The sequence below is a fragment of the Halalkalibacter sp. HAAS-P014 genome, assembly GCF_056619965.1.
The window spans coordinates 148,872-170,021 of sequence record NZ_JBWQTV010000016.1; the positions used below are offsets into that span (position 1 = coordinate 148,872).

At 38.3% G+C, this 21,150-nt stretch carries 23 protein-coding genes; 6 read left to right on the forward strand and 17 right to left on the reverse strand.

Features of this window, described 5'->3' with window-relative positions:
- Positions 1-141 precede the first annotated feature (141 nt).
- Positions 142-1,026: a GTP cyclohydrolase FolE2 gene (gene folE2, locus AC1FXZ_RS13510; protein ID WP_480054474.1), complete on the forward strand. Its 885-nt coding sequence runs from the start codon at positions 142-144 to the stop codon at positions 1,024-1,026.
- A gap of 64 nt (positions 1,027-1,090) precedes the next feature.
- Here the strand turns inward: folE2 and AC1FXZ_RS13515 are convergent, their stop codons facing one another.
- From AC1FXZ_RS13515 to cobA, 3 genes are read right to left on the reverse strand one after another with little or no spacing between them, the layout of a single operon-like run.
- Positions 1,091-1,714 (reverse strand): precorrin-2 dehydrogenase/sirohydrochlorin ferrochelatase family protein, encoded by a 624-nt coding sequence (locus AC1FXZ_RS13515; RefSeq protein WP_480054476.1) that lies wholly within the window; start codon positions 1,712-1,714, stop codon positions 1,091-1,093.
- On the reverse strand, positions 1,711-2,541 hold the full coding sequence (locus AC1FXZ_RS13520) for a sirohydrochlorin chelatase (RefSeq protein ID WP_480054478.1): 831 nt from the start codon (positions 2,539-2,541) through the stop codon (positions 1,711-1,713). The genes AC1FXZ_RS13515 and AC1FXZ_RS13520 overlap by 4 nt, the downstream gene beginning before the upstream one ends.
- Positions 2,542-2,554: 13 nt before the next feature.
- The gene (gene cobA, locus AC1FXZ_RS13525) at positions 2,555-4,006 is read right to left on the reverse strand and encodes a uroporphyrinogen-III C-methyltransferase (RefSeq protein WP_480054480.1); all 1,452 of its coding nucleotides are present in this window, start codon (positions 4,004-4,006) and stop codon (positions 2,555-2,557) included.
- Between the two features lie 268 nt (positions 4,007-4,274).
- Between cobA and AC1FXZ_RS13530 the strand changes: the two genes are divergently transcribed.
- From AC1FXZ_RS13530 to AC1FXZ_RS13545, 4 genes are all read left to right on the forward strand, one after another.
- Positions 4,275-4,580, forward strand: a complete 306-nt coding sequence (locus AC1FXZ_RS13530; protein ID WP_480054482.1) for a MerR family transcriptional regulator — start codon at positions 4,275-4,277, stop codon at positions 4,578-4,580.
- A 149-nt stretch (positions 4,581-4,729) separates the two neighbouring features.
- A complete protein-coding gene (locus AC1FXZ_RS13535) occupies positions 4,730-5,545 on the forward strand; it encodes a divergent polysaccharide deacetylase family protein (protein ID WP_480054484.1) in 816 nt (271 codons plus the stop codon).
- A complete protein-coding gene (locus AC1FXZ_RS13540; protein ID WP_480054486.1) occupies positions 5,545-6,114 on the forward strand; it encodes an N-acetyltransferase family protein in 570 nt (189 codons plus the stop codon). The genes AC1FXZ_RS13535 and AC1FXZ_RS13540 overlap by 1 nt, the downstream gene beginning before the upstream one ends.
- The gene (locus tag AC1FXZ_RS13545) at positions 6,114-7,988 is read left to right on the forward strand and encodes a S8 family peptidase (protein ID WP_480054488.1); all 1,875 of its coding nucleotides are present in this window, start codon (positions 6,114-6,116) and stop codon (positions 7,986-7,988) included. Before AC1FXZ_RS13540 ends, AC1FXZ_RS13545 begins: the two co-directional genes overlap by 1 nt.
- A 67-nt stretch (positions 7,989-8,055) precedes the next feature.
- Here AC1FXZ_RS13545 and AC1FXZ_RS13550 read toward each other — a convergent pair whose 3' ends face one another.
- The 9 genes from AC1FXZ_RS13550 to AC1FXZ_RS13590 form a co-directional block, all read right to left on the reverse strand.
- A complete protein-coding gene (locus AC1FXZ_RS13550) occupies positions 8,056-8,262 on the reverse strand; it encodes a DUF3906 family protein (RefSeq protein ID WP_480054490.1) in 207 nt (68 codons plus the stop codon).
- Positions 8,259-9,878: a nitrite/sulfite reductase gene (locus AC1FXZ_RS13555; RefSeq protein WP_480054492.1), complete on the reverse strand. Its 1,620-nt coding sequence runs from the start codon at positions 9,876-9,878 to the stop codon at positions 8,259-8,261. Before AC1FXZ_RS13555 ends, AC1FXZ_RS13550 begins: the two co-directional genes overlap by 4 nt.
- A 71-nt stretch (positions 9,879-9,949) precedes the next feature.
- Positions 9,950-10,546: an adenylyl-sulfate kinase gene (gene cysC, locus AC1FXZ_RS13560; RefSeq protein ID WP_480054494.1), complete on the reverse strand. Its 597-nt coding sequence runs from the start codon at positions 10,544-10,546 to the stop codon at positions 9,950-9,952.
- A gap of 207 nt (positions 10,547-10,753) precedes the next feature.
- Positions 10,754-11,896 (reverse strand): sulfate adenylyltransferase, encoded by a 1,143-nt coding sequence (sat, locus tag AC1FXZ_RS13565; protein ID WP_480054722.1) that lies wholly within the window; start codon positions 11,894-11,896, stop codon positions 10,754-10,756.
- A gap of 22 nt (positions 11,897-11,918) precedes the next feature.
- The gene (locus AC1FXZ_RS13570; RefSeq protein ID WP_480054496.1) at positions 11,919-12,626 is read right to left on the reverse strand and encodes a phosphoadenylyl-sulfate reductase; all 708 of its coding nucleotides are present in this window, start codon (positions 12,624-12,626) and stop codon (positions 11,919-11,921) included.
- Positions 12,627-12,714: 88 nt separating this feature from the next.
- Positions 12,715-12,861, reverse strand: a complete 147-nt coding sequence (locus AC1FXZ_RS13575; protein ID WP_480054498.1) for a YezD family protein — start codon at positions 12,859-12,861, stop codon at positions 12,715-12,717.
- Between the two features lie 173 nt (positions 12,862-13,034).
- Positions 13,035-13,808: a hypothetical protein gene (locus tag AC1FXZ_RS13580; protein ID WP_480054500.1), complete on the reverse strand. Its 774-nt coding sequence runs from the start codon at positions 13,806-13,808 to the stop codon at positions 13,035-13,037.
- A gap of 88 nt (positions 13,809-13,896) precedes the next feature.
- Positions 13,897-14,151: a hypothetical protein gene (locus tag AC1FXZ_RS13585; RefSeq protein WP_480054502.1), complete on the reverse strand. Its 255-nt coding sequence runs from the start codon at positions 14,149-14,151 to the stop codon at positions 13,897-13,899.
- Positions 14,152-14,217: 66 nt separating this feature from the next.
- Positions 14,218-14,655, reverse strand: a complete 438-nt coding sequence (locus AC1FXZ_RS13590; protein ID WP_480054504.1) for an SRPBCC family protein — start codon at positions 14,653-14,655, stop codon at positions 14,218-14,220.
- A 40-nt stretch (positions 14,656-14,695) separates the two neighbouring features.
- Between AC1FXZ_RS13590 and AC1FXZ_RS13595 the strand changes: the two genes are divergently transcribed.
- Positions 14,696-15,304 (forward strand): CPBP family intramembrane glutamic endopeptidase, encoded by a 609-nt coding sequence (locus AC1FXZ_RS13595; protein ID WP_480054506.1) that lies wholly within the window; start codon positions 14,696-14,698, stop codon positions 15,302-15,304.
- A 52-nt stretch (positions 15,305-15,356) separates the two neighbouring features.
- Here the strand turns inward: AC1FXZ_RS13595 and AC1FXZ_RS13600 are convergent, their stop codons facing one another.
- The 5 genes from AC1FXZ_RS13600 to AC1FXZ_RS13620 all read right to left on the reverse strand — a co-directional run bounded on the left by AC1FXZ_RS13600 (position 15,357) and on the right by AC1FXZ_RS13620 (position 21,089).
- Positions 15,357-15,794: a YaaR family protein gene (locus AC1FXZ_RS13600; protein ID WP_480054508.1), complete on the reverse strand. Its 438-nt coding sequence runs from the start codon at positions 15,792-15,794 to the stop codon at positions 15,357-15,359.
- A gap of 106 nt (positions 15,795-15,900) precedes the next feature.
- On the reverse strand, positions 15,901-16,728 hold the full coding sequence (locus AC1FXZ_RS13605; RefSeq protein ID WP_480054510.1) for a flagellin N-terminal helical domain-containing protein: 828 nt from the start codon (positions 16,726-16,728) through the stop codon (positions 15,901-15,903).
- An 18-nt stretch (positions 16,729-16,746) separates the two neighbouring features.
- On the reverse strand, positions 16,747-17,178 hold the full coding sequence (fliS, locus tag AC1FXZ_RS13610) for a flagellar export chaperone FliS (RefSeq protein WP_480054724.1): 432 nt from the start codon (positions 17,176-17,178) through the stop codon (positions 16,747-16,749).
- Between the two features lie 54 nt (positions 17,179-17,232).
- The gene (locus AC1FXZ_RS13615; protein ID WP_480054512.1) at positions 17,233-17,532 is read right to left on the reverse strand and encodes an EscU/YscU/HrcU family type III secretion system export apparatus switch protein; all 300 of its coding nucleotides are present in this window, start codon (positions 17,530-17,532) and stop codon (positions 17,233-17,235) included.
- The gene (locus AC1FXZ_RS13620; protein WP_480054514.1) at positions 17,529-21,089 is read right to left on the reverse strand and encodes a coiled-coil domain-containing protein; all 3,561 of its coding nucleotides are present in this window, start codon (positions 21,087-21,089) and stop codon (positions 17,529-17,531) included. Before AC1FXZ_RS13620 ends, AC1FXZ_RS13615 begins: the two co-directional genes overlap by 4 nt.
- Between the last annotated feature and the right edge of the window lie 61 nt (positions 21,090-21,150).

The following is a 21,150-nucleotide window of genomic DNA, read 5'->3' on the forward strand; positions in this document are numbered from 1 at the left end:
CTTTTTCCCTTTGTAGTGTAATATGGTATAAGCATATTCGCAACTATTTGATCTGAGGTTGAGGTTATGCTTTATGCTTGCTAAACAACAAAATTATGCTAAGATTCCTAATAAATGAACCATTCAGGAGTGATAAATATAATGAAACGATCTTTACCACCAAAAGCAGAACGTCATCGTCATTTTGGAACAGTTGATCCTATTATTGGGACAAAACCAACAGACAAAGAAAAGATGCCCGATCTTCAAAATAAACCAGATGATTTTTATTTCCCTATTCAACAAGTTGGGATATCTGATGTCAAGTATCCAGTCATGATAGAATCTACATTGGCACCAACAACACAAACAACAACAGCAACTTTTTCTTTAACAACAAGTTTAGACCAAGATTTTAAAGGAATTAATATGAGTCGTCTCACCGAGCAACTTCATCTTTTTTTCCAGTCTCATTTGCTAACAGATGAAACATTACGTGAATTTACTGCTATTCTTGCCAAAGAGATGAAACAAAGGGCTGCCAATGTTCGCGTCACATTTCCATGGTTCTTCACAAAGACAAGCCCAGCTTTGCAAAAAGAGGGAATGGCTCATGCAGATATCACGTATGACGTTTCTTTTGATGAAGAAAAAGGTTATACATCTGTCATTACACTCACAGGTGCAGTTACAACCCTTTGCCCTTGTTCAAAAGAAATTAGTGAGTATAGCGCGCATAACCAACGTAGTTTCGTAACGATGTCTGTAACAGTTGACGATTCTTATGAAGCAGATTGGAAAGCCGTTTTATTAGAAGCAGCAGAAAGTAATGCTAGTTCCATTTTATACCCTGTCTTAAAACGCCCAGATGAGAAAGCTGTCACAGAGCGAGCATACGAAAACCCACGTTTTGTTGAAGATTTGGTTCGCCTTGTAGCGGCTGATTTATATGAACATGAAGCGATTCGCTCATTTGAAGTTCAGTGTCGAAACGAAGAGTCCATTCATCAGCATGATGCGGTCGCAAAACTTTCTTACAAAAAATAAAAAAAGAGGTTTTCTCATAATCCTGCCCCGTTATTTAGGGGGGAACCTATGAGTCAACCTCTTTTTAATTATTGATAGCTTCAACAATCATTTTTTTTAATAGTTGTTCTCTAGATGAATTCTGCAAGAAGTCACTTGTTGCACAGTGCTTTAATATCACTTGTCTTTTTGTTCGCTCAAGTCCACTTGCTAGTACTTGCTTTCTCACCTTTTCTAAGAAAAGCAAATCTTCTTCAATAGTACTAGGTAACCTCTCTTCCAATTCCTTCATAAGGATTTTACCATAAGTAGGGCTGGCCCCTCCTGTAGAAAGCGAAACTGTTAATGAACCTTTCTTTACTGTCATTGGAAATTGAAAGTCACTTAGAGTTGCATTATCAGCTAAATAGACGAGTTGATAAGGTTTTCGCTTTTGATATAGCGCTTGATGTAACTTAGGATCATTGGTTGTTAGAAAAAGCAAATCTGACTCAAACGATTGAGTGGCATTTACCATTTGTTTCTCCCAACGAAAGTTTGGTAGTTTATGATAAACGTCCAAACTGCGATGAAGAGTCGGTGCATAAATCTTGATCTCTTTAATTCCAGCTTCCATTAATTTAGGAATATGCCTTGCTGCGACCGTTCCCGCTCCAACAAAAACTGCACTTTTTTCTACCATGTTTAACATTAGGGAGAGATGATTCATATTAGCTCCTTACTATTAGCGCTTATACGTAGATAACACGTATCACAATTCACTTGCACTTCCTTCTCTAATACCTCTTCAACTCGTTTAGACAGTACAGAGACTAATTGATCATCGAAGCCAAGGTAATCACATAAAATAAAATCTTTACTCGTTTTTTTCGACCATTCATTTAATTGCTTCTGTAACCCTTTCATTAGTACCCCTGTAAATAATAAATATGGAACAACGTATACCTCTTTATTAGATAAGCGGTTCATTCTAGCTAATCCTTCTTCTACATTTGGTCGCGTCGCCGCTAAAAAACATACGTCTACTTCATCTACAGGTGTGTATTCCCAAACAAGTCGCGCTATTTTCATTAAGTCACTTGTTTGATCAGGATCACTACTTCCACGCCCAACTAAGAGAACAGAGATCGGTTTGCGCTCCTCAAATGCCGGTCTCTCTTTTGTTAGTCGTAGTCCCGCCGTTTGCAAGCGATCTTTTATGATATCTATTACCGTAAAATCTATCCCGATAGGCCGTCCGTATGAGAAACTTACACTCGGATACTTTATTTTCATTTTATCAACTTCTTGAGGGATATCTACTTTAGCATGCATCGCTGTTAACAATAGAACAGGTATAACAGCGATTTCCGTAGCACCTTGATCGATACATGCTTGTACTCCTTTTTCGATCGTTGGTTCAGTTAACTCTAAAAAGCAACATTCTTGTATGGCAACTTGAGAATGCTTTGCTTTTGCCTTTTCAACAAAAGCCAGCAGTTCTTCATTTCCAGCTTGAATACGGCTCCCATGACCGATATACAAAATAGCTTGCATCCCATCACCTACTTTACAAATTCTTTAAAACTTCAATAAGCGCTTCCTTTGATGGCTCAGGTAACGTTACTTGAACTTCATAGCCATATTCAATCGCTGCCTGATACGTATTTGGTCCAAAACAGACAATGTTTGCCCGTTTCGATAGAGTTTCAGGCATTTCGTGACAAGCTATAATTTGTTCAGTTACAATTTTAACGGACTCAGCACTAGGGAATACAATGGTATCAACTCTATCTTCATCGAGCATCCTCTGGCATGTATTATTGGACTGTTCTAGCACTTCATAAGAATGCGAAGCACAAAAATCATGTTTACCATAAAGGTCCATACGCTTTTGATCACGTCCGTTCCAATCACTCGGACCAATTACCAACCTTTTATCTGATTGTTGCATCTCATTAACAGAAAAACCAAAACAAGCAAATGACTCAATTACTCTTAGGGATTTAGTTGATGCTCCAAAAAATTGAGCTTCCAACGTGCGAATATCAATTCGTTGCTTGTTTAATTGATGAAAAAACCAACTGACTGATTCTGGTGAATGAAATATTATTTGTTCATACTGATGAAAATCTATCTTTTTTTTGTTTTGCTCATGTGTAACAAAACGTGGATACTCAAATACATCCGCCCCTAAATTCGTAAGCTCTTTTGCTAACACACTAGCTCCCCCTGATGTTCGGCCAAATAATATATGTTTTCCAAACAATGGTTGACGTTCGAACCAACTTTCTTTTGTTCGTAATTTGGCTACATCTCCTACCAATGTAATGGCTGGATTGGAGAATTTCTTTTGTAACACAAGGTCAGAAATGTTAGAAAGGTTTCCCGTTAGCGTTTGTTGTTTCCCTAAAGTTCCCCATCGTATAAGTAAAACAGGGGTGTGAGGATCACGTCCATGTTTGATAAGTTGTTCACTAATATACGGTAAATTTTTAACTCCCATATAAAAAGCAATCGTATCAATTCCTGTAGCAAGTGCACTCCAATCAATTAACGGTTGTCCTGTTGGCGATTTATCATGACCGGTTATAATCGCAAAAGAAGCTCCATGATCCCGATGAGTCACTGGTACCCCAGCATAAGTTGCTGCTCCTATTCCCGCCGTTATTCCAGGAACAATCTCATAAGAAATCCCCTTTTCCTCAAGTGCTGCAGCTTCTTCTCCAACGCGACCAAAAACACTTGGATCTCCTCCTTTTAACCTAACAACTTGCTTTCCTTCTAATGCATACTTCACTAGTAAATCATTTATGGCTTCCTGACGTAACAAATGTCTATCTGGAAGCTTGCCACAATACACTAGTTCTGCACCAGGCTTTATTGTTTCTAATAGTAATGGATTTACAAGCCGATCGTATAAAACAACATCTGCAAGTTCTAGACATTGTTGACCTTTCACAGTCATTAACCGAATGTCACCTGGGCCTGCACCAATTAAATAAACGTATCCTTTAGTCATTAGTCTTCTCCTTTAATGTAAGTTGCTTATGAAAATTCATTAAGCCTCATTTTATTTCCGACTTTTTTCATATGTTTTATCAATTATAATATAAGAAACTAACTACCTCAATTAGAATATTCGAAACCATCGGCTGAATTTTATAAGCATGTTACATTTCCAATAATTTATGTAAGATTATCTAACATCACTTCCCCGTGATCCTTCTTGCCTATGATATGATATAACAAAAGGTCAGAACATTCTAACTTAACAAGGGGTGGAATGGGTGTCAACGTATAAAGATAAAAAAGTAATTACCATCGGAATTGTGAGTGAATTAACAGGTCTGTCTGAAAGAAAAATTCGTTATTATGAGGAAAGGAAATTAATCTATCCAGAAAGATCAAAAGGTGGAACAAGAAAATATTCGTTTTTAGATGTTGAACGATTACTTGATATTGCAAACAAGATGGAAGATGGCATGCAAACTTTTGAAATTCGAAAAATGGAACAAAAACAACTGCAGAAAAAAGAAGTTCGCGATCGTATGCTCCGTGGACAGCTTAACGCCGCGTTTAATATGCGAAAATAGCACATGTGTAACTCACCGTTATACTTGTGCTTTTTTTGTCCTCTAAAGAATTCTACATCTCTTTTTTCTCCATTTTCATCTTTCCCTCATAGAACAACGAATCCTTTGACAAACTACAAATAAATAACTGTGATGAAAAGGTGGTTGCCATGAAAGCACAAGTATTCACTTTACTGTTTTCTAGTTTCTTACTGTTCCTTCCTACATTCACTTCAACTTCTTTTGCTGAGGAAACTTATCAAGCCGCCATTATTATTGATGATTTTGGAGGAAATGTAAAGGGGGTTCAATCTTTTTTAACTAGTGATATTCCTATCACCGTTGCTGTTATGCCCTTTATGGAACACTCCACTGAACAAGCCAAGAAAGCACATGAGGCAGGATTTGAAGTTATGATACATATGCCGATGGAGCCAAAGAAAGGGAAGGCTTCATGGCTTGGTCCTAATGCCATTACAAGTGATTTAACAGATGAAGAAGTTCGAGAGAGGATACTAGCTGCGATTGACAATGTCCCATTTGCTCAAGGGATTAACAATCACATGGGTTCAAAGATAGTTGAGAATGAACGAATCATGCGCGTCATTTTAGAAGTAGCAGCTGAAAATGGATTGTATGTTATTGATAGTGGGACTAGTGGATCCTCCGTCATTCCAAAACTTGCAAATGAACTGAACATACCTTGTGCAACTAGAGATATTTTTTTAGATGACACTCTTTCTTCTAGTCATCATGTTACAACTCAAATGCATTTACTAACAAAGTTAGCCCAAAAAAATAATAACGCGATTGCAATTGGCCATGTGGGAATAAAAGGCGACGAGACATTTAAAGGTATTTCAAATTCAATGAATTTCCTCCAAAAAGAAAATGTAGAAATTGTACCTGCGTCATACTTACTAGAGACAAGCATTGAGAAAGACCATTCTGGGTTCTGGCAACCTAGAGAAAAGGAGGAAGAATAATGATTACAACACGTAGTACAAATACGAATGAAATTTTCACTGCAAAAGATCAATCAAAAATTATCCTACGGCCTGCAAAAATTTATGACGCTAAGGAAATTGTCGATTCAGCTTCCTCTATTGTTAAAAAAGGAACATTTATTCAAAAAGAACGTGTTCGATCTATCGAAGAAGAACAAGCATTTATCGAAGAGATACAAACCAATGGAAATATGTATATCGTGGTAGAAATAAATGGAGTCGTTCGAGGTATTGCAAGAGTTATTCGTGGGGAGCTCAATATGAAACGACACACTGGTCTTTTTCGAACATGGTTACATGAAGAAGGCCAAGGCAAAGGTATAGGAAAAAAAGTTATGGAGTATACACTTTCATGGTGTCGTCGGCACGAACTGCATAAGCTATGTTTAACTGTATTCGCTACTAATAAAGTAGCTATAAAGCTTTATGAAAACTCAGGCTTTGTTATTGAAGGCGTTCAAAAAGAACAAGCCTTAATTAACCATAAATATGATGATGAGATATTTATGGCTTATTTCTTTAATAACAGAAAGGAGGAGCCAATTTAATGTTATGGAGAATGGCTAAAACTGTACTAATTGTAGGCCTTGTCGGTATCGGCCTAGCAATTATTGGAAGGGCTCTTATTGATGACAACGACTATTCATTACAAATAAATGAGATCCCACAAGATTTAGAAGTCTCTGCAATGGACCACCTAATGGCTGAAGACTTAGCAATGACAACTTCCATGTTTCTAAAGCAACTTTCAGCTCAAATGCAAAGATGGGCTGATAGTGACCTAAGTGATCAAGAACTCCGTGCTCGTTTTAAAGAGGAAATCTCCGAGCATCCACATTTTCATGGTTTTGCGATAATAGAGGATGATACTATTGTTGAACACGTTGGAGATATAGAAAGATTAGATATTTCGAAGCTTACTCATCACCATATGAAAAGTGATTTCTCCGATCCTTATTCCGTTGATGGGAATCAATATATGCTTATGGGAGAAGAAATAGAAAATGGACGAATTGTTCTGGGAGAAATTGATTTATCCTTTGTGAAATCTTTTGTTAAAGGCTTGGCCTCTGTTGCTGATTCAAATGGAACATTTTTTGTTTCTGGAGCCGATCCCGATATAGAATGGAAAACAACTGAAGATATACCTGAAAACTTGGAAGCAGAAACCGTGCCTGAACTAGGGTGGCAAATAATCGTTCATTCTGATGAACAAAAGCCAGAACACCTTAAGCGACCTTACCATGAGCAACAAGCTGTTATTCGATTCAAACATCCTGAAGTAGCTGAAACTTGGCTATCGGATAATAACGATTTAAAAGTAATTGAAGATGATAATCCACTCTTTGTAGTTGAATCAGAAATGGAATCAACTGAACAATTGATTCGTCGTTTAAGACGGGAATACGACCTAGAATTAGTTGAACCAAATTACTTAATGACAAAACAGCTAGTATTATTTTCAACTGATCCAAACGATTATAGACACACACCACCACAAAGAACAGAATCACCGACTAATAAAGCGAACAGTGATCAAACTAAGCCAAGAGTATTAACATCCGAGCCAAATGATGAATTTTTTGAGCCCTATCAATGGAACCTTGAGCAAATTGAAATTGATGAGGGCTGGGATTTATCAGGAGGACGAGGTGTTAAAATAGCTATTTTAGACACCGGTGTTGATCCTGACCACCTCGATATAAAAGCCAAACTAGGACCGGGTTATAATTCATTTGACGACTCGAAAGATTTTAGTGACGCACATGGTCATGGCACTCATGTAGCTGGAGTCGCCGCTGCGCTAACAAATAACGTAACAGGAATTGCTGGAATATCCTGGGATAGTACTATTTTACCAATTAAAGTACTAAATGACGAAGGTGAAGGGTCAACATATGAAGTCGCTAAGGGAATTTACTGGGCCGTAGACCATGGAGCGGATGTCATTAATATGAGCCTTGGTGATTACTACCCTTCCGATCTATTACATGACGCTATCCGTTATGCTTATGAAAATGATGTGGTCTTAATCGCGGCATCAGGAAATGATAATGTTGAGGACCCAATGTACCCAGCATACTATAAGGAAGTCTTTACAGTGGCTGCTGTAGATGATGCCAGAAACAGAGCATTCTTTTCAAATTACGGAGATCATATAGATGTTACGGCACCAGGGGAACACATCCCTAGTTTATTCCCTGATAACAATTATGTTATCATGTCCGGTACGTCAATGGCTGCTCCTCATGTAGCAGGTTTAGCAGGGTTGATTCGCTCTCTTCGTCCTGATTTAACAAATGAAGAAGTGTACGATGTCATGAGATCAACAGCAAAAGACCTTGGTACTACAGGACAAGATCCTTATCATGGATTCGGAGAAATTGACATCGCCGCTGCATTACAATCAATCGCAAACTAAAAAGGGGGTCAGACACCTCTGCACTTTGTTAAAGTGTTAAAGAAGTGTCTGACCCCCCAAATGTTTATTATAAGACGAAACCAGCTGATTTTCGGACAGGCTTCTTTTCCAATAATGTAACTGAATTAATTGTCGGCAATTTAAGATAGTTTTTTTCAACTTCTTGTTCAGCAGTTTTAAATGCCGACTCTTCATCTGCAGCTACAACAATTACATTGATCGTAGTCGCCTCGTCTACTTCTAATTCTACTTCAAATCGATATAAATGCATCATGCCGGTTTAAGAATATCATCTAAAGCAGTTTGCAGGACATCATGGCCAACACGTTGATAGAAGTCAAAGAATGTTTCTTTAGGCTCTTTGTTTTCTTCAAAGTAACGTAAGAACGCAGCTAATGCAGGTGCTAATTCATCTGCCTCAATTTTTCCTTTTAATTTATTGTTGAATTGAGCAACCTCTTTTTGTAGAGTCCCACCAACATAAAACTCAAATGCTTCAACCATTTTCTTGTCTTTGTTTTTCATTTTCACACCTTGTAAACCAATATCAGCGATTTGACGCTGACCACATGCATTTGGACAACCGATCATGTGAATGCGTACTGGAACATCAACGGCTACATGTTCATCTAAATACTCTGCCACACGTCTCATACGCTCTTTTGTTTCAACAAGTGCCAAATTACAATATTCAATCCCTGTACAGGATACAGAATAACCGATGAAATTCTTAGGTTCTAATTTAATACGCTCGAATAAAGGTTCTTGTAAAAGAGCTTCTACCTTCTCATTTGCAACGTTAGGAATGATAAGGTTTTGTGAATTACATGTACGAATTTCTCCGTTTCCATAGTCTCTTGCAATACGCGCAAGATTAAACCACTCATCAGAGTTCATACGACCTACAGGAACATTAAAGCCAACATAGCTTAGTCCTTCTTGTTTCTGTTCATGAACTCCATAGAAATATCCACCATTCCACTCTTGAAGCTGACAAACTCCTTTTGCTGGAAGGTCACCAGTATACTCAAGTAGCTTCTCTTTAAACTTTTCTACACCCCAATCAGCGATTAGGAACTTCAATCGTGCGCGGTGACGCTTTTCACGATAACCATAATCACGATAAATAGATGTAATTGCAATTGCCACGTCTTTTACCTTTTCAGGACGTACAAAAATATCAAGTTCTTCTGCTAGGTAAGGCTTGGCCGATAATCCACCACCAACTTTCACATGAAAACCAACAACCTCTTCTCCATTGATCTCTTTAAGAGCAGGAGTAAAGGCCAAACAGTTAATACGGTCATGACCAGCATTATGGATATTACCTGAAATCGACATTTTAAACTTTCGTGGAAGATTCGAAAAATCAGGGTTACGCTGGAAGAATCGATACACATCTTCAACAATCTCTCTTGTATCAATTAGTTCATTTGGATCGATACCAGCTAGTGGATTTCCCATGATTGTGCGAGGGATATCTCCACAAGCACCAACAGAAGAAAGTCCTACTGATTCCAAACGTTTGAATATATCCGGTAAATTTTCAATGGTTAACCAGTGGTATTGAATTGCTTGGCGAGTTGTGATATCAATCACGTCACGGCCGTAGTCACGTCCAATCCCTGCTAATACTTCTGCTTGTTCATTCGTAATTAAACCTGATGGAATATTTACACGCATCATGAAATAACCATCTTCTTTTGGCTTTTGCAAATAAAGGCCAGCCCATTTGAATAAACTCCAGTCTTCTTTTGGAATTGACTCAAACCCTTCCTTTGCATATTTCTCAATATCATTAAGTATTTCAAGTCCATCCTTTTCTAATTTACGAAGTTCATCTTTGTTAAGCTTATCTGGCTCATTTGCCCATATCTTTTCATATGCCATAACCAACCTTGCCCCCTTCAAAATATGTCAAATAAGGAGCTGTTCAAAACTTTCTAAACAACCTCTTACTCTCATAGAACATTCTGCTCTACTAAATACGATATAATAGATTCGACTGATTCTTCAACTGTTAATTTATCTGAATCGATAATAATTTCTGGGTTTTCTGGTTCCTCATAAGGTGAACTTATTCCTGTGAACTCAGGAATCTCACCAGCACGAGCTTTTTTATACAAACCTTTAGGATCACGTTCTTCGCAAGCTTCTAAAGAACAACGAACGTACACTTCAATAAATTCTCCTTCTTCAACTAACTCTCGAACACGGTTCCGATCTTCTCTGAAAGGAGAAATAAACGCTGTACATACAATTGTTCCTGCATCTACAAATAGCTTTGACACTTCACCAATCCGTCGAATGTTTTCTTTGCGATCCTCGTCACTGAAGCCAAGCCCTTTATTTAAACCATGGCGAACGTTGTCTCCATCTAAAACATAACTGTTCTTCCCTTGTTTAAAAAGCTGTTGCTCCAAAGCATTGGCAAGCGTTGATTTTCCCGCACCTGATAAGCCTGTAAACCACAAAATCGTACTTTTATGACCATTTCGCTTTTGACGTTCTTCTTTCTTTATCGCTGTTTCGTGCCAGACAATATTATTCTGTGTCATTCCCACTACCTCCAAGTGTATTCTAATCAATTACTTTGACTTGAAACTAATATAAATATTGACTACATAGAGTTAATTAGCTACATCTCCAAATTTCGTTTTGTCTGCTCTATCAGACTATTAAACAAATATGTAAACCCACTGCCACATCCTTTATTTGGTAGCATAGTATTGTGGCAATGGGTTACCTAATGATTATTATTTTATTTATGCATGTACTTTTGCCATACCACGAATTAGTACCTCAACAACTTCACGTCGGCTAAATTCTGGTGGTGGAACAACACCTTCAGAAAGCATTTGACGAACTTTTGTTCCTGATAAAATAACATGTTCTTCCTTACCATGTGGGCATGTTTTTGTAGAAGCCATATTTCCACATGCCTTACAATAGAAGCTATGCTCAAAGAACAATGGATTAATCGCTAACTCACCTTCTTCAAATTCAGAGAAAATTAGCTGAGCATCATATGTTCCGTAATAGTCTCCTACACCAGCATGATCACGGCCGACTATGAAATGTGTGCATCCATAGTTTTGGCGAACAATCGCATGGAAGATTGCTTCACGTGGCCCAGCGTAACGCATTGCTGCAGGGAACACTGCTAAAAAGACACGATCTTTCGGATAATACTTCTCAAGTAACACTTCATAACTTTCCATTCGCACGTCAGCCGGAATGTCATCTGATTTGGTTTCACCGACAAGAGGATTTAAAAACAATCCATCAACGATTTCAAGGGCAGACTTTTGAATATATTCATGCGCACGGTGAACTGGGTTACGTGTTTGAAATCCAACAATCCGTTTCCATCCTAGTTCAGCAAATTTAGCTCTCGTTTCTTTTGGATCTAAATAATATGTCTCGAAGCGTTCATGTTTAACACGTTTTGTAAGCGTAATCTCTCCTCCTACATAAACGTTTGGACGTTCAAACATCTTTTTAACTCCTGGATGAGCATCATCAGTAGCACGGTAAACTTTCTCTGCTTCTACTTTTTTATTAGGTGTGAAAACATCAGAAATTTCGATAACACCATACACATCATCGCCGTATGTTAATTTCGCTTTTTCTCCGACTGATAGAGTCGCTGCCTTTGCCTCTGTTACAGGAAGCGTAATTGGGATACTCCAAACAGTACCATTAGCAAGACGCATATTATTAACAACCGATTCATAATCTTCTTTCCCTAGAAAACCTGTTAATGGACTAAATGCTCCAATTCCAATTAATTCTAAGTCTGAAAGTGAAAATGAATCTAGTTCAATCTCCTTTGATACAGCTGATACATCATACTCTTGATTTAAACGATTAATAAGTGTGCCTCCATGTGCTTGAATCAAAATAATCTCTCCCTCTCTATTAATAATATTATTTGTGTAATCCACACTCAGTCTTCTCTGAATTTGCCCAGCGTCCACTTCTTGGGTCTTCTCCAACCGCCACTGGTTTTGTACAATATTCACAACCAATACTTGGATAGTTTTGATCATGCAATTCGTTATAATCTAACTGATGTAGTTTGACATACATCCAAATTTCTTCTTCTGTCCAATGAATTAAAGGACATATTTTAATTGACTTAAACCGGTTATCCTGATTAACAAATTGAGTATTTGCCCTTGTCGGTGATTGTTCACGTCTAAGTCCTGAAATCCACGCATCGTAACGACTTAGTTCACGCTCGAGTGGAACCATTTTTCGTACGTTACAGCATAAATCTGCATCCTTCTCCCAAAGACGATCACCATATTGAATTGCTTGCTCTTCTGGAGTCAGCTCCGACTTAACCAGTTCAATATTCAAAGAAGGGTAACGTTTTTTCACTTTGTTAATCAACTCATACGTTTCGGTAAAATGAAAATCGGTGTCAAGAAATATAATAGATGCATCTTTCTTAACTTTGCTAATGAGATCAATTAGCACCATTCCTTCAACACCAAAGCTGCAAGAATACACTAACTTATTACCAAATTCGTTATACGCCCATTTTAAGATATCTAAAGAATCTTTCCGTTCTAATGTTTGATTTAGTTGTTCGTAATCTTCTGTTTCTAATTTTCCATACTGAAGATTCATACAATCACCACCTATTAAAAGTCAAAAAACGACGCAGATTCAGTGAGTTTGAATCAACGTCGCCTCTAGTTGTCTAGTCAGCTCGTTATTACTTCAATCGGATCTTTTCATTTTTTTCAATTTGAATGATTTTCCCATCTTGAACAATGAGAGTTACAGAACCGTATTTCAACCCTTTTAATAACGTCTTTAGTTGCTCATTAACTCTTTGTAATTGCTCTTGTTCCTTATCCATAAAGAACCTCCCTCATTCGTTTTTGGGGGCGAGGAAGTTTAATTCCTTGTAAATTGGTATGTTTTATTTGTTTAATTGTATTTTATCCATCAATCACCAAAAAGTCAACATAGTTTCAAAAATTGCAAAAAAATAAAACAAGCGTAAAATATACGCTTGTTTCTCACAAACTTTTATTCAGGTAAAGTAACGTTTCCCGTTACACCATCGATCGAGATCGTACCACCACGACTTTCTAGTAAATCCACATCTCCAATGATATTAGAAATAAGTATATTTCCACTACCACTTCTAATCACAATATCCCCGTCATGATTGCTTAAATCAACATGGCCAGATCCAACCATTAAACTCATCAAGCCAGTTGAATCACTTATTGTCGTTGTACCAGCGTTACTGTTAATAGAAATAGATCCATTTACATTTTCTAACGTTACACTTCCGGCCCCATCCGTAATGTCAACATTGCCATCAATATCAATTAATGAAAGATGATTAGCTCCATGTTGTAAATTTAGATTAGACTGCATTGAGGTAATCTCTAACAACCCTGCGTTCTGTCGATATTCTATATCTAGATGATTGGGAACTTCAATAGCCAAATGGATATAACCTTGTTCAATATCTGCGCCTCGATTTACTGACGTTATCAATTCAGCTGTATCACCGTTCGCCTCTAATGTTAACGAAGTATTTTCTTCACTAAATCTTTTTGCATCATCAATGTCTTGATCGCTCATTGCTGTGAAAGTAGCTGTAACACTGATCTCATCAGCATTCTCCACTCCAGTAATTTTCACGTCACCTTCATCTTGATTAATTTTAAAAGTTGATAACCCCTCTGCATCTAACGCGTATATCTCTTCATTTTCATACGTCAGAATATTACAACCTGTTAAAGCTATAAAGACTGCCACGTACATAAGTCCAATTATATATTTTTTCATCATTTCTCTCCTGTCTATTTTGCATCGTACCTGCTAAGTGTACATAAAACTTAACGAGTAAGCCAACAAAATCAACCTACAAACAATTTCATTTCACTATTTGTTCATTTTTTCTTAAAGGAATAACTTCAGCTGGAGCCTTTTTTATTGACCGATATTCGACTTTATAACCTTCTTTCTTACGCTTTAGAAATGTAGCCTTGGAAATCGGTCTCGCAGTTGACCACCTTAGTGAGTCAATATTTTCCCATGAGTCGTGAGTAATCAACTCTTTTTTGTAATAATAATGATTACCAGATGGATATGTTTCACATATGTATTTAACCGTTTGTTTTGAATGCATACTTGCCACTCCTTTTGTTCGTAGCTTCCCCAGAACAGAAGAAGTTAAAACAAAAAGACTCCCAATCTAATCTTGAAACGGAAAGACCCTGTTAATTGCTCTTTCTCTACCACGAAACATTGATAATAAAATAGGCTCTGTAATTACACTTGGAACAATCGCTTTAAACATTACCTTATCCGTCATAACGGTTTCTTTTTCTATTTCGGTAAAAGTATGCTCATGCCTCCAATAAATAAATGGAAACGGGAGTGAAATTCCTTTATCAATAAAGTATTTTTGTGGACTTACTTCTTCAATTAACGCTATCCAATTCACCGATAGCCCAGCATAGGTAAGTTTCATTACGATTTCATTCCCCTTTTTTGTTTCAGGGTCGGACAAAATCGTTACTTTTGGCACAGAAGTAATTTCAGCGAAATTTTCAGCAGTTGAAAAGAAGTTCCACACATCAGCTAGTGGTGCCTTTATAATGGTTTTATAGGTGAAAACTAGTGATTCCATCTCTCATCTCCTAATGTAATAGTAAAGAAGGGACCGATTAATGAAACAACATGATCTCGCTTTTATTCTTGGCTTTATTATAGCAGTCATTCTTTTAATTTTAAGCTTTGTTTTGCAACCATTTGATTTTTGGATTTTGTTTCCTATATCACTAATACTCTTAACCATATTTAGTTGGATCTGCGAAACCCCTTTTTTAAGATTTCCAACAAAAAAAGAGTGGCTAACCAGTATTTTTAGTGGTGTGATTCTATACATGCTGTTTGCTTTTGGACAATGGTTTATTACGATAACGGATATTCCCTTAATGAACCAGTTGGAATCTCTATATAATTTGGTAAAACCAACTGAATGGATTCATTATATCTGGCTATTCCTTGTAATTATCCCCGGGGAAGAGTGGTTTTGGAGGGGATTTATCGTTAAACGATTAAGAAAACGAACAACATTATACCGTGCAGCGTTCATTGGAACTTGCCTATATGCAGGTGCTCATCTTTTTACAGGCAGCCTTTTGCTTGTGATCGCAGCTTTGATTGCCGGGTTTGTCTGGTCCTTGCTTTATTTAAAAACGAACAATTTATTAGTAGCCATTGTCTCCCACCTTATGTTTAATCTACTCTTATTAGTTGTATTTCCTTTACTTTAAATAAAAAAGACTCAATGATTATGACGAACTAACGAAGTCTCTCATTGAGTCATTACGCATATATATTTACTAATAACCCCTTAATCTCACCAACCATATCAAGAATTTGCAATCCCTTTTTTTGCTTCTCGAGCACAGCATCAGCTAAATCTAAAAGTTTTCGATCAACCTCTTGAACAATTTTATATATTTTCGTTCGCCCTCTGCGATTAAAACCACGGCGCTCTTCTAAACTTAGTCCAAATTGAACGGCATCCTCCATAAACTCTTTGACAAGTTGTTTATATTTTCGTAATTCATCAACTGTCCTCGTTTCAGCAAGTACTTTTCCTTGATCATCAATCTTGCTCATCAGTTGAGCTAAGCGTTCATATGCTTTTTCATCGCGTTGCTTCCCCATCACTTCTTGAAAGGATACCTTTGCTTCCGGGCCTACTTTTTTCGGTTCAATGCGTCCGAGTCCCGTCTTAGCGATTCGTTGTACATCCATGATGCAGCACCTGCTTTCTCAAAGTCTTGTTTTATTATTTTACCACATTAATTAAAATTCAATTAGAAATAATGACGAGAAGGAGACCCTCTCGTCATTATCATTGTTATTGTAAAAGTTGTAAGACACCTTGTGGCAATTGATTTGCTTGCGCAAGCATTGCTGTTGCTGATTGGTTCAAAATGTTGTTACGAGTGAACTCTGTCATCTCAAGCGCCATGTCTGCATCACGGATACGAGATTCAGCTGCTGTTAAGTTTTCATGAGTGACTTGAAGGTTATTGATCGTGTGTTCCAGACGATTTTGAATAGCACCTAGTGTTGAGCGTTGAGCAGAAACCGCTTTAATGGCTTCATCAATTGCACTGATTGCTTGTACAGCATTATCTCTTTCTAAAACACTAATGTTGTTGATACCTAATTCTGTGCTATCCATCTTTTCTATGTCAAAATCTACACTTTGATCAGCATTTGCTCCAATTTGGAAGAATAAGGTAAGAGGAGTGTTAGTACCATTTTCTCCATTTAACAATTTTTGAGTATTAAACTCCGTTTTCTCAGAGATTTCATCAATTTCTTCTACTAATTGCTGAATTTCTTTATTAATTTCTTGACGATCATCGTCGGTATTCGTGTCATTTGCTGCCTGAACAGCCAATTCACGCATCCTTTGTAACATTGCGTGAACTTCTTGCATAGCTCCTTCCGCTGTCTGCATGAGAGAAATTCCATCCATTGCATTGCGCTCAGCCATTTTTAAACCTCGAATTTGGGATCGCATTTTTTCAGAGATTGCAAGTCCTGCTGCATCATCAGCAGCTCGGTTAATGCGCAAGCCAGAAGAAAGTTTTTCTAGGTTTTTTGACGTGTTTGTTTGATTTTGATATAAATTACGATAAGAGTTTAATGCCTGAATATTATTATTTATCTTCATGTTAGCGACTTCCTTCCATTACTTAAATATTGAATTTGATTCATACGCATTTGCTTTTTGCTTGTCACCTTTTGTTAAAGGTGTTTGTTTGGTTTTCATTGCTTCATTCCAAGACGCTAAAATTCGCGATAAAAGAGTTAGTACTTCATGGATAATCTCTTTATCTTTTTTAAAATTAGCTTCAACTAGTCTATCAGCTATATAGTTGTAAATTAGCTCAAGTTGATCAGCAATTATACCCGCTTCATAATTTAAACCAGCACCAAGGCGTTGAATAATGTCACTGACCTTCTGTAGCTTTTTATTTGCATTAACATAATCTTTATTATCAATATGTGTAAGTGTATCTTCTAAATGATTGATACATGACTCATACAGTAAAGTGGTAAGTTCTTGAGATGACTTTTGATAAAGAACTTCGTTTGTCAGGATCGTGGTCAATCTTTCCACCTCCATATTCATTAATATTACTTATTGTTACTATCGGTATATTCCTAAGAAAGTTTAATAGTTTTTCTCCATTTCTTCGATTAAAAGTAAAATCTCTGCCATTACCGAATAAAGCTGTGGGGGAATATTATCTCCCAGATCCATATCTAAAAGGTTTTCAACAAGGTTTGCATCTTCTTGCATATGAACATTATTCTTTTTAGCAAGTTCCATTATTTGTTGGGCGACTTGTCCTTTGCCGTGCGCTACGACTTTCGGCGTTCCTCCCTTTTCATCATCATACCGAATTACAGCTGCTGTAGGTCCATTGATTTGTTTACGTTGTTTATGGTTAAAATGCTTTGAGACCATCATATTTTAAAATCAAACCCTTCCTCACCATATACAGGTTTTTGAGGTGATTCCTGTTCCTCTTTACCGATGGATTCATCACTATTAGTAAGTTTGCTATAATTAATGCCATTTATCGAATAACCGATATCAGAGAGCTTTTCAACAGCCATTTGTACAAGAGGCTCCATCTTGTCTTGAAAATCAACTTTATCATTCTTTAACGTAATCGAAAGCTGTCGTTCTGTTGCCGATACAACAATTCCGATTTCGCCCATCTTAGGTGTTTCCATCAAAAAGTATAGACTGCAATTCTCCCAATCTACTTGCTGGCCTTCATTTCGTGAATTGACAAACACTTGTAGGTTCTCTACTTTATTTTCTAGCAATAACGGGAGTTGTAAATACAAACTTTGTAAATTACTTTGCTGATCAGTTCTACTTAATAACTGTTGTCCTGTTACATTCGAAAGAGCTTGATTGGCAAGCTGTTGCACCCTAGAGCCTTCTTCTTCTCCACGAGCTAACTGCATTAATATCGATTTTAAATTCCGTTCAGATGATTCATGTTGTTCACGTCCGGATGCTAGTTGCATACCTACTTCACTATCTCGGTTTAATCCAACATTTCTCACCATTTCAAACATCGCTCGGGGAGAACCTTCTTGCATGGGTCCTCGGGCTGTTTCAATATATTTAGACCCAAATGATTGACTTGGCGTTTGCATTTCACGTAATGCTTGTTCATTTGCTGCTGTAAAGTTTTTTATTTTCGTTTCTGACGGTTGAAATTGTAGTCTCTCAACTTGCTGTTTGACCTCACGAACGATCTCATTTGCTTCCCGATACTTTCCTCGTGTTAATAACTTTTTCGCTTCAGCTAATTGACTAGATGCTTGCATTAGCTGTCGCTCTGTTTTCATATCAGTTAGCAACATCATCTCACTTTTTAAGATGGCATTATCCAGATTTTTAATCGTCGTTTCTAGTAATGGCTTTACTTGAGGTTGTGCTTGAGCACGAAATTGCTCAATTTGCCGATTTACAAGATCTAAGTTTCGAGTAATATCTCGTTGTAGTTTCTTAAAATCGCTTGTCATTTGTGCCATTTTTTCCGTAACTGTTGTTACAGCAATTGATTTACTGGCCATATCTACACTTGTTTGGAACGCTTCATTTTGGGTATAAACAGACGTTTCCTGCTGCCTATACTGGCTTGTTTGTTTAATATTTTCTATTGCTTGGGCTACTTCTTGACGGGACTTTAATTCTCTACCTTGTTGCTGCAACTCTCTTGCATCGCTGATTGATTGTCTAAATTGGTTTTGTTCTTGTGCCGAGAGTGTGTGGTGACTACTTAGTAAAGAATCCACTCTTTGAATGGCACGTTCTAATGAAGCTTCCCTTCGCAGCGCTGTCTCTGCTTCTTTTACCACTTCTCCTAAAGACCTTGAATTAAAGTTATTTTCACGCGATGAAACTTCTGCTTTGATATTTTGCTCAATCATATGCAATGATTGCTGCAGTCGGTCATTTGCAACGCTTTGTAATTGATTTGCCTGTCGTAATGATTTAAGAAGCTGTTGACCTGTTTGAGGATCCGAAGCTGTCATCTGCCTAATGATTGTTTCTACTTTCTCGCTAACAGAATGAGATAAGCCATTTTGTACAAGATTTTGTCTAACATCTACAAGAGCTTGACGACTACCTTCATTACTAGCCGATCGTTCAGCCTGCTGCAGAGATTGACTCAATCTTTCATTAGATATTTGGTTAAGATGTCTTGATTCTGCTACCACTCGTTCAACAGTACGGCTCGTTTCCCGGTCTACTTGTGGATGATTCGCGAGTTGCTGTACTCGCTCTGCCATTCGTTGAATCGGCTCTCGCGCGATTTCATGTCGGACTTGTGCAACTTGCTCGACCACTCGTGAGACGCTCCCTTCACGGGGTTGGGGTTGACTCCCCCTTGCTTCCCTCTCCATTTGGTCAAGAACTTGGACAATTCGGTCGACTCCAGCTCGTTCCTGGCCACGCGCTGCATCATTTCTAGCAGTTTGAATCACGCGTTCTAATTGGCCAACCTGTTCACGGCTTACCCGTTCACTTTGAATCAATCGTCTTTCAATTTGCTCACTTGCTTCGTTCACCGTTCTGGCTACTTGGACCTCTTGGCGTACCTCTCGTATAGATGAAGCTTGGGCTTGTATTGATCGCTCTATATTCCCTTGCTGAACTTGTCTTTCGATTTGATTCACAGCTCGTTCTAAACGGTCCCGCGCTGCTTGCTCGACTTGATTCGCTTGACGAATTTCACGGGTCAACTGTTCATGACCGGGCGTGCGATTGGCTTCTGCTTGTCTGCTTACCGTCTCCACTCGGCCTCTTGTTGTTTGTGTCAGACCTTGTTGTTCCACTTGCATTCGAACTTCCTGGTTTGCTTGACGTTCCGCTGCGTTCCCTGTTGCTCGTTCGACTTGTTGCAGTGCTTGAACAACCCGGTCTGTCATCACTCGATCAGCATTCCGAATTTCTAAAGCTGTCCGTTCGATTGCTCGGCTCGTTTCCCGTTCTATTTGTGGATGATTCGCGAGTTGCTGTACTCGCTCTGTCGTTCGTTGAGTCGGCTCTCGCGCGATTTCACTTCGGACTTGTGCAACTTGCTCGACCACTCGTGAGACACTTCCTTCACGGGGTTGGGGTTGACTTCCCCTTGCTTCCCTCTCCATTTGGTCAAGAGCTTGGACAATTCGGTCGACTCCAGCTCGTTCCTGGCCACGCGCTGCATCATTTCTAGCAGTTTGAATCACGCGTTCTAATTGGCCAACCTGTTCACGGCTTACCCGTTCACTTTGAATCAATCGTCTTTCAATTTGCTCACTCGCTTCGTTAACCGTTCGTACTGCTTGGACCTCTTGGCGAACTTCTCGAATAACCGAAGCTTGGACTTGTGTCACCCTCTCTAATCGTTCCCTTGTAACTGGTTCTACCTTAAAATCACTTTTTAGTTCCTTTGCTAAATCCGTTAATACTCCATTTATCGGACGACCATGTATTGTTTCATGTATGGAATGAAGATGAGTTGAGGTCACCTCGAGTCGCTTATTCGCTAACGCTTGAATCGTTTGTAATCGTTGATCCGGTCTTTCTCCACTCACAAAAGTTTGTAGAACTCGTACCGTTTCCCTTGATAGGGCAACACCTTTATCCATCAGAATAGTCGCTGCTTGTCGCAACTCTGAACTCGGCTGTTGGATTCCAAGTTGACGTAATGTTTGAGTAACACCTTGCTGACTTCCTTGCTCTTGACTTCTCGCTTGCTGTGTACCTCTTCTGCCCTCATCGTGAAGGACTTTAACACGAATACGTTCAGCGTCGGAGCCGAGCACCTGAACCGTCGTTCGTTCCCCTGATGGAATGTTCCCTTCAAACTTAGCTACAACCTCTTTACCTCTTACAGAAAGTAACGCTTCACCTGTACCTCGATGTTCTTTTACGGTAACTCTATATACGTCCCCTTCTTTTATGTGATTCAGTCTTTCAGATTGCTGTGATGTATGTAAAGGTTGTTGAATCTGCATTCGCCTCACGCTCCGGTCATCTTAAATCTACTACTTCTATTATCGGTGGATAATGACTAGA

Excerpts from the sequence above, each read along its gene's own strand:
- folE2 (WP_480054474.1), top strand. The coding sequence starts at position 142 with ATGAAACGATCTTTACCACCAAAAGCAGAACGTCATCGTCATTTTGGA.
- AC1FXZ_RS13515 (WP_480054476.1), bottom strand. The coding sequence starts at position 1,714 with ATGAATCATCTCTCCCTAATGTTAAACATGGTAGAAAAAAGTGCAGTT.
- AC1FXZ_RS13520 (WP_480054478.1), bottom strand. The coding sequence starts at position 2,541 with ATGCAAGCTATTTTGTATATCGGTCATGGGAGCCGTATTCAAGCTGGA.
- cobA (WP_480054480.1), bottom strand. The coding sequence starts at position 4,006 with ATGACTAAAGGATACGTTTATTTAATTGGTGCAGGCCCAGGTGACATT.
- AC1FXZ_RS13535 (WP_480054484.1), top strand. The coding sequence starts at position 4,730 with ATGAAAGCACAAGTATTCACTTTACTGTTTTCTAGTTTCTTACTGTTC.
- AC1FXZ_RS13540 (WP_480054486.1), top strand. The coding sequence starts at position 5,545 with ATGATTACAACACGTAGTACAAATACGAATGAAATTTTCACTGCAAAA.
- AC1FXZ_RS13545 (WP_480054488.1), top strand. The coding sequence starts at position 6,114 with ATGTTATGGAGAATGGCTAAAACTGTACTAATTGTAGGCCTTGTCGGT.
- AC1FXZ_RS13550 (WP_480054490.1), bottom strand. The coding sequence starts at position 8,262 with ATGATGCATTTATATCGATTTGAAGTAGAATTAGAAGTAGACGAGGCG.
- AC1FXZ_RS13555 (WP_480054492.1), bottom strand. The coding sequence starts at position 9,878 with ATGGCATATGAAAAGATATGGGCAAATGAGCCAGATAAGCTTAACAAA.
- cysC (WP_480054494.1), bottom strand. The coding sequence starts at position 10,546 with ATGACACAGAATAATATTGTCTGGCACGAAACAGCGATAAAGAAAGAA.
- AC1FXZ_RS13570 (WP_480054496.1), bottom strand. The coding sequence starts at position 12,626 with ATGAATCTTCAGTATGGAAAATTAGAAACAGAAGATTACGAACAACTA.
- AC1FXZ_RS13575 (WP_480054498.1), bottom strand. The coding sequence starts at position 12,861 with ATGGATAAGGAACAAGAGCAATTACAAAGAGTTAATGAGCAACTAAAG.
- AC1FXZ_RS13580 (WP_480054500.1), bottom strand. The coding sequence starts at position 13,808 with ATGAAAAAATATATAATTGGACTTATGTACGTGGCAGTCTTTATAGCT.
- AC1FXZ_RS13585 (WP_480054502.1), bottom strand. The coding sequence starts at position 14,151 with ATGCATTCAAAACAAACGGTTAAATACATATGTGAAACATATCCATCT.
- AC1FXZ_RS13590 (WP_480054504.1), bottom strand. The coding sequence starts at position 14,655 with ATGGAATCACTAGTTTTCACCTATAAAACCATTATAAAGGCACCACTA.
- AC1FXZ_RS13595 (WP_480054506.1), top strand. The coding sequence starts at position 14,696 with ATGAAACAACATGATCTCGCTTTTATTCTTGGCTTTATTATAGCAGTC.
- AC1FXZ_RS13600 (WP_480054508.1), bottom strand. The coding sequence starts at position 15,794 with ATGGATGTACAACGAATCGCTAAGACGGGACTCGGACGCATTGAACCG.
- AC1FXZ_RS13605 (WP_480054510.1), bottom strand. The coding sequence starts at position 16,728 with ATGAAGATAAATAATAATATTCAGGCATTAAACTCTTATCGTAATTTA.
- AC1FXZ_RS13615 (WP_480054512.1), bottom strand. The coding sequence starts at position 17,532 with ATGATGGTCTCAAAGCATTTTAACCATAAACAACGTAAACAAATCAAT.
- AC1FXZ_RS13620 (WP_480054514.1), bottom strand. The coding sequence starts at position 21,089 with ATGCAGATTCAACAACCTTTACATACATCACAGCAATCTGAAAGACTG.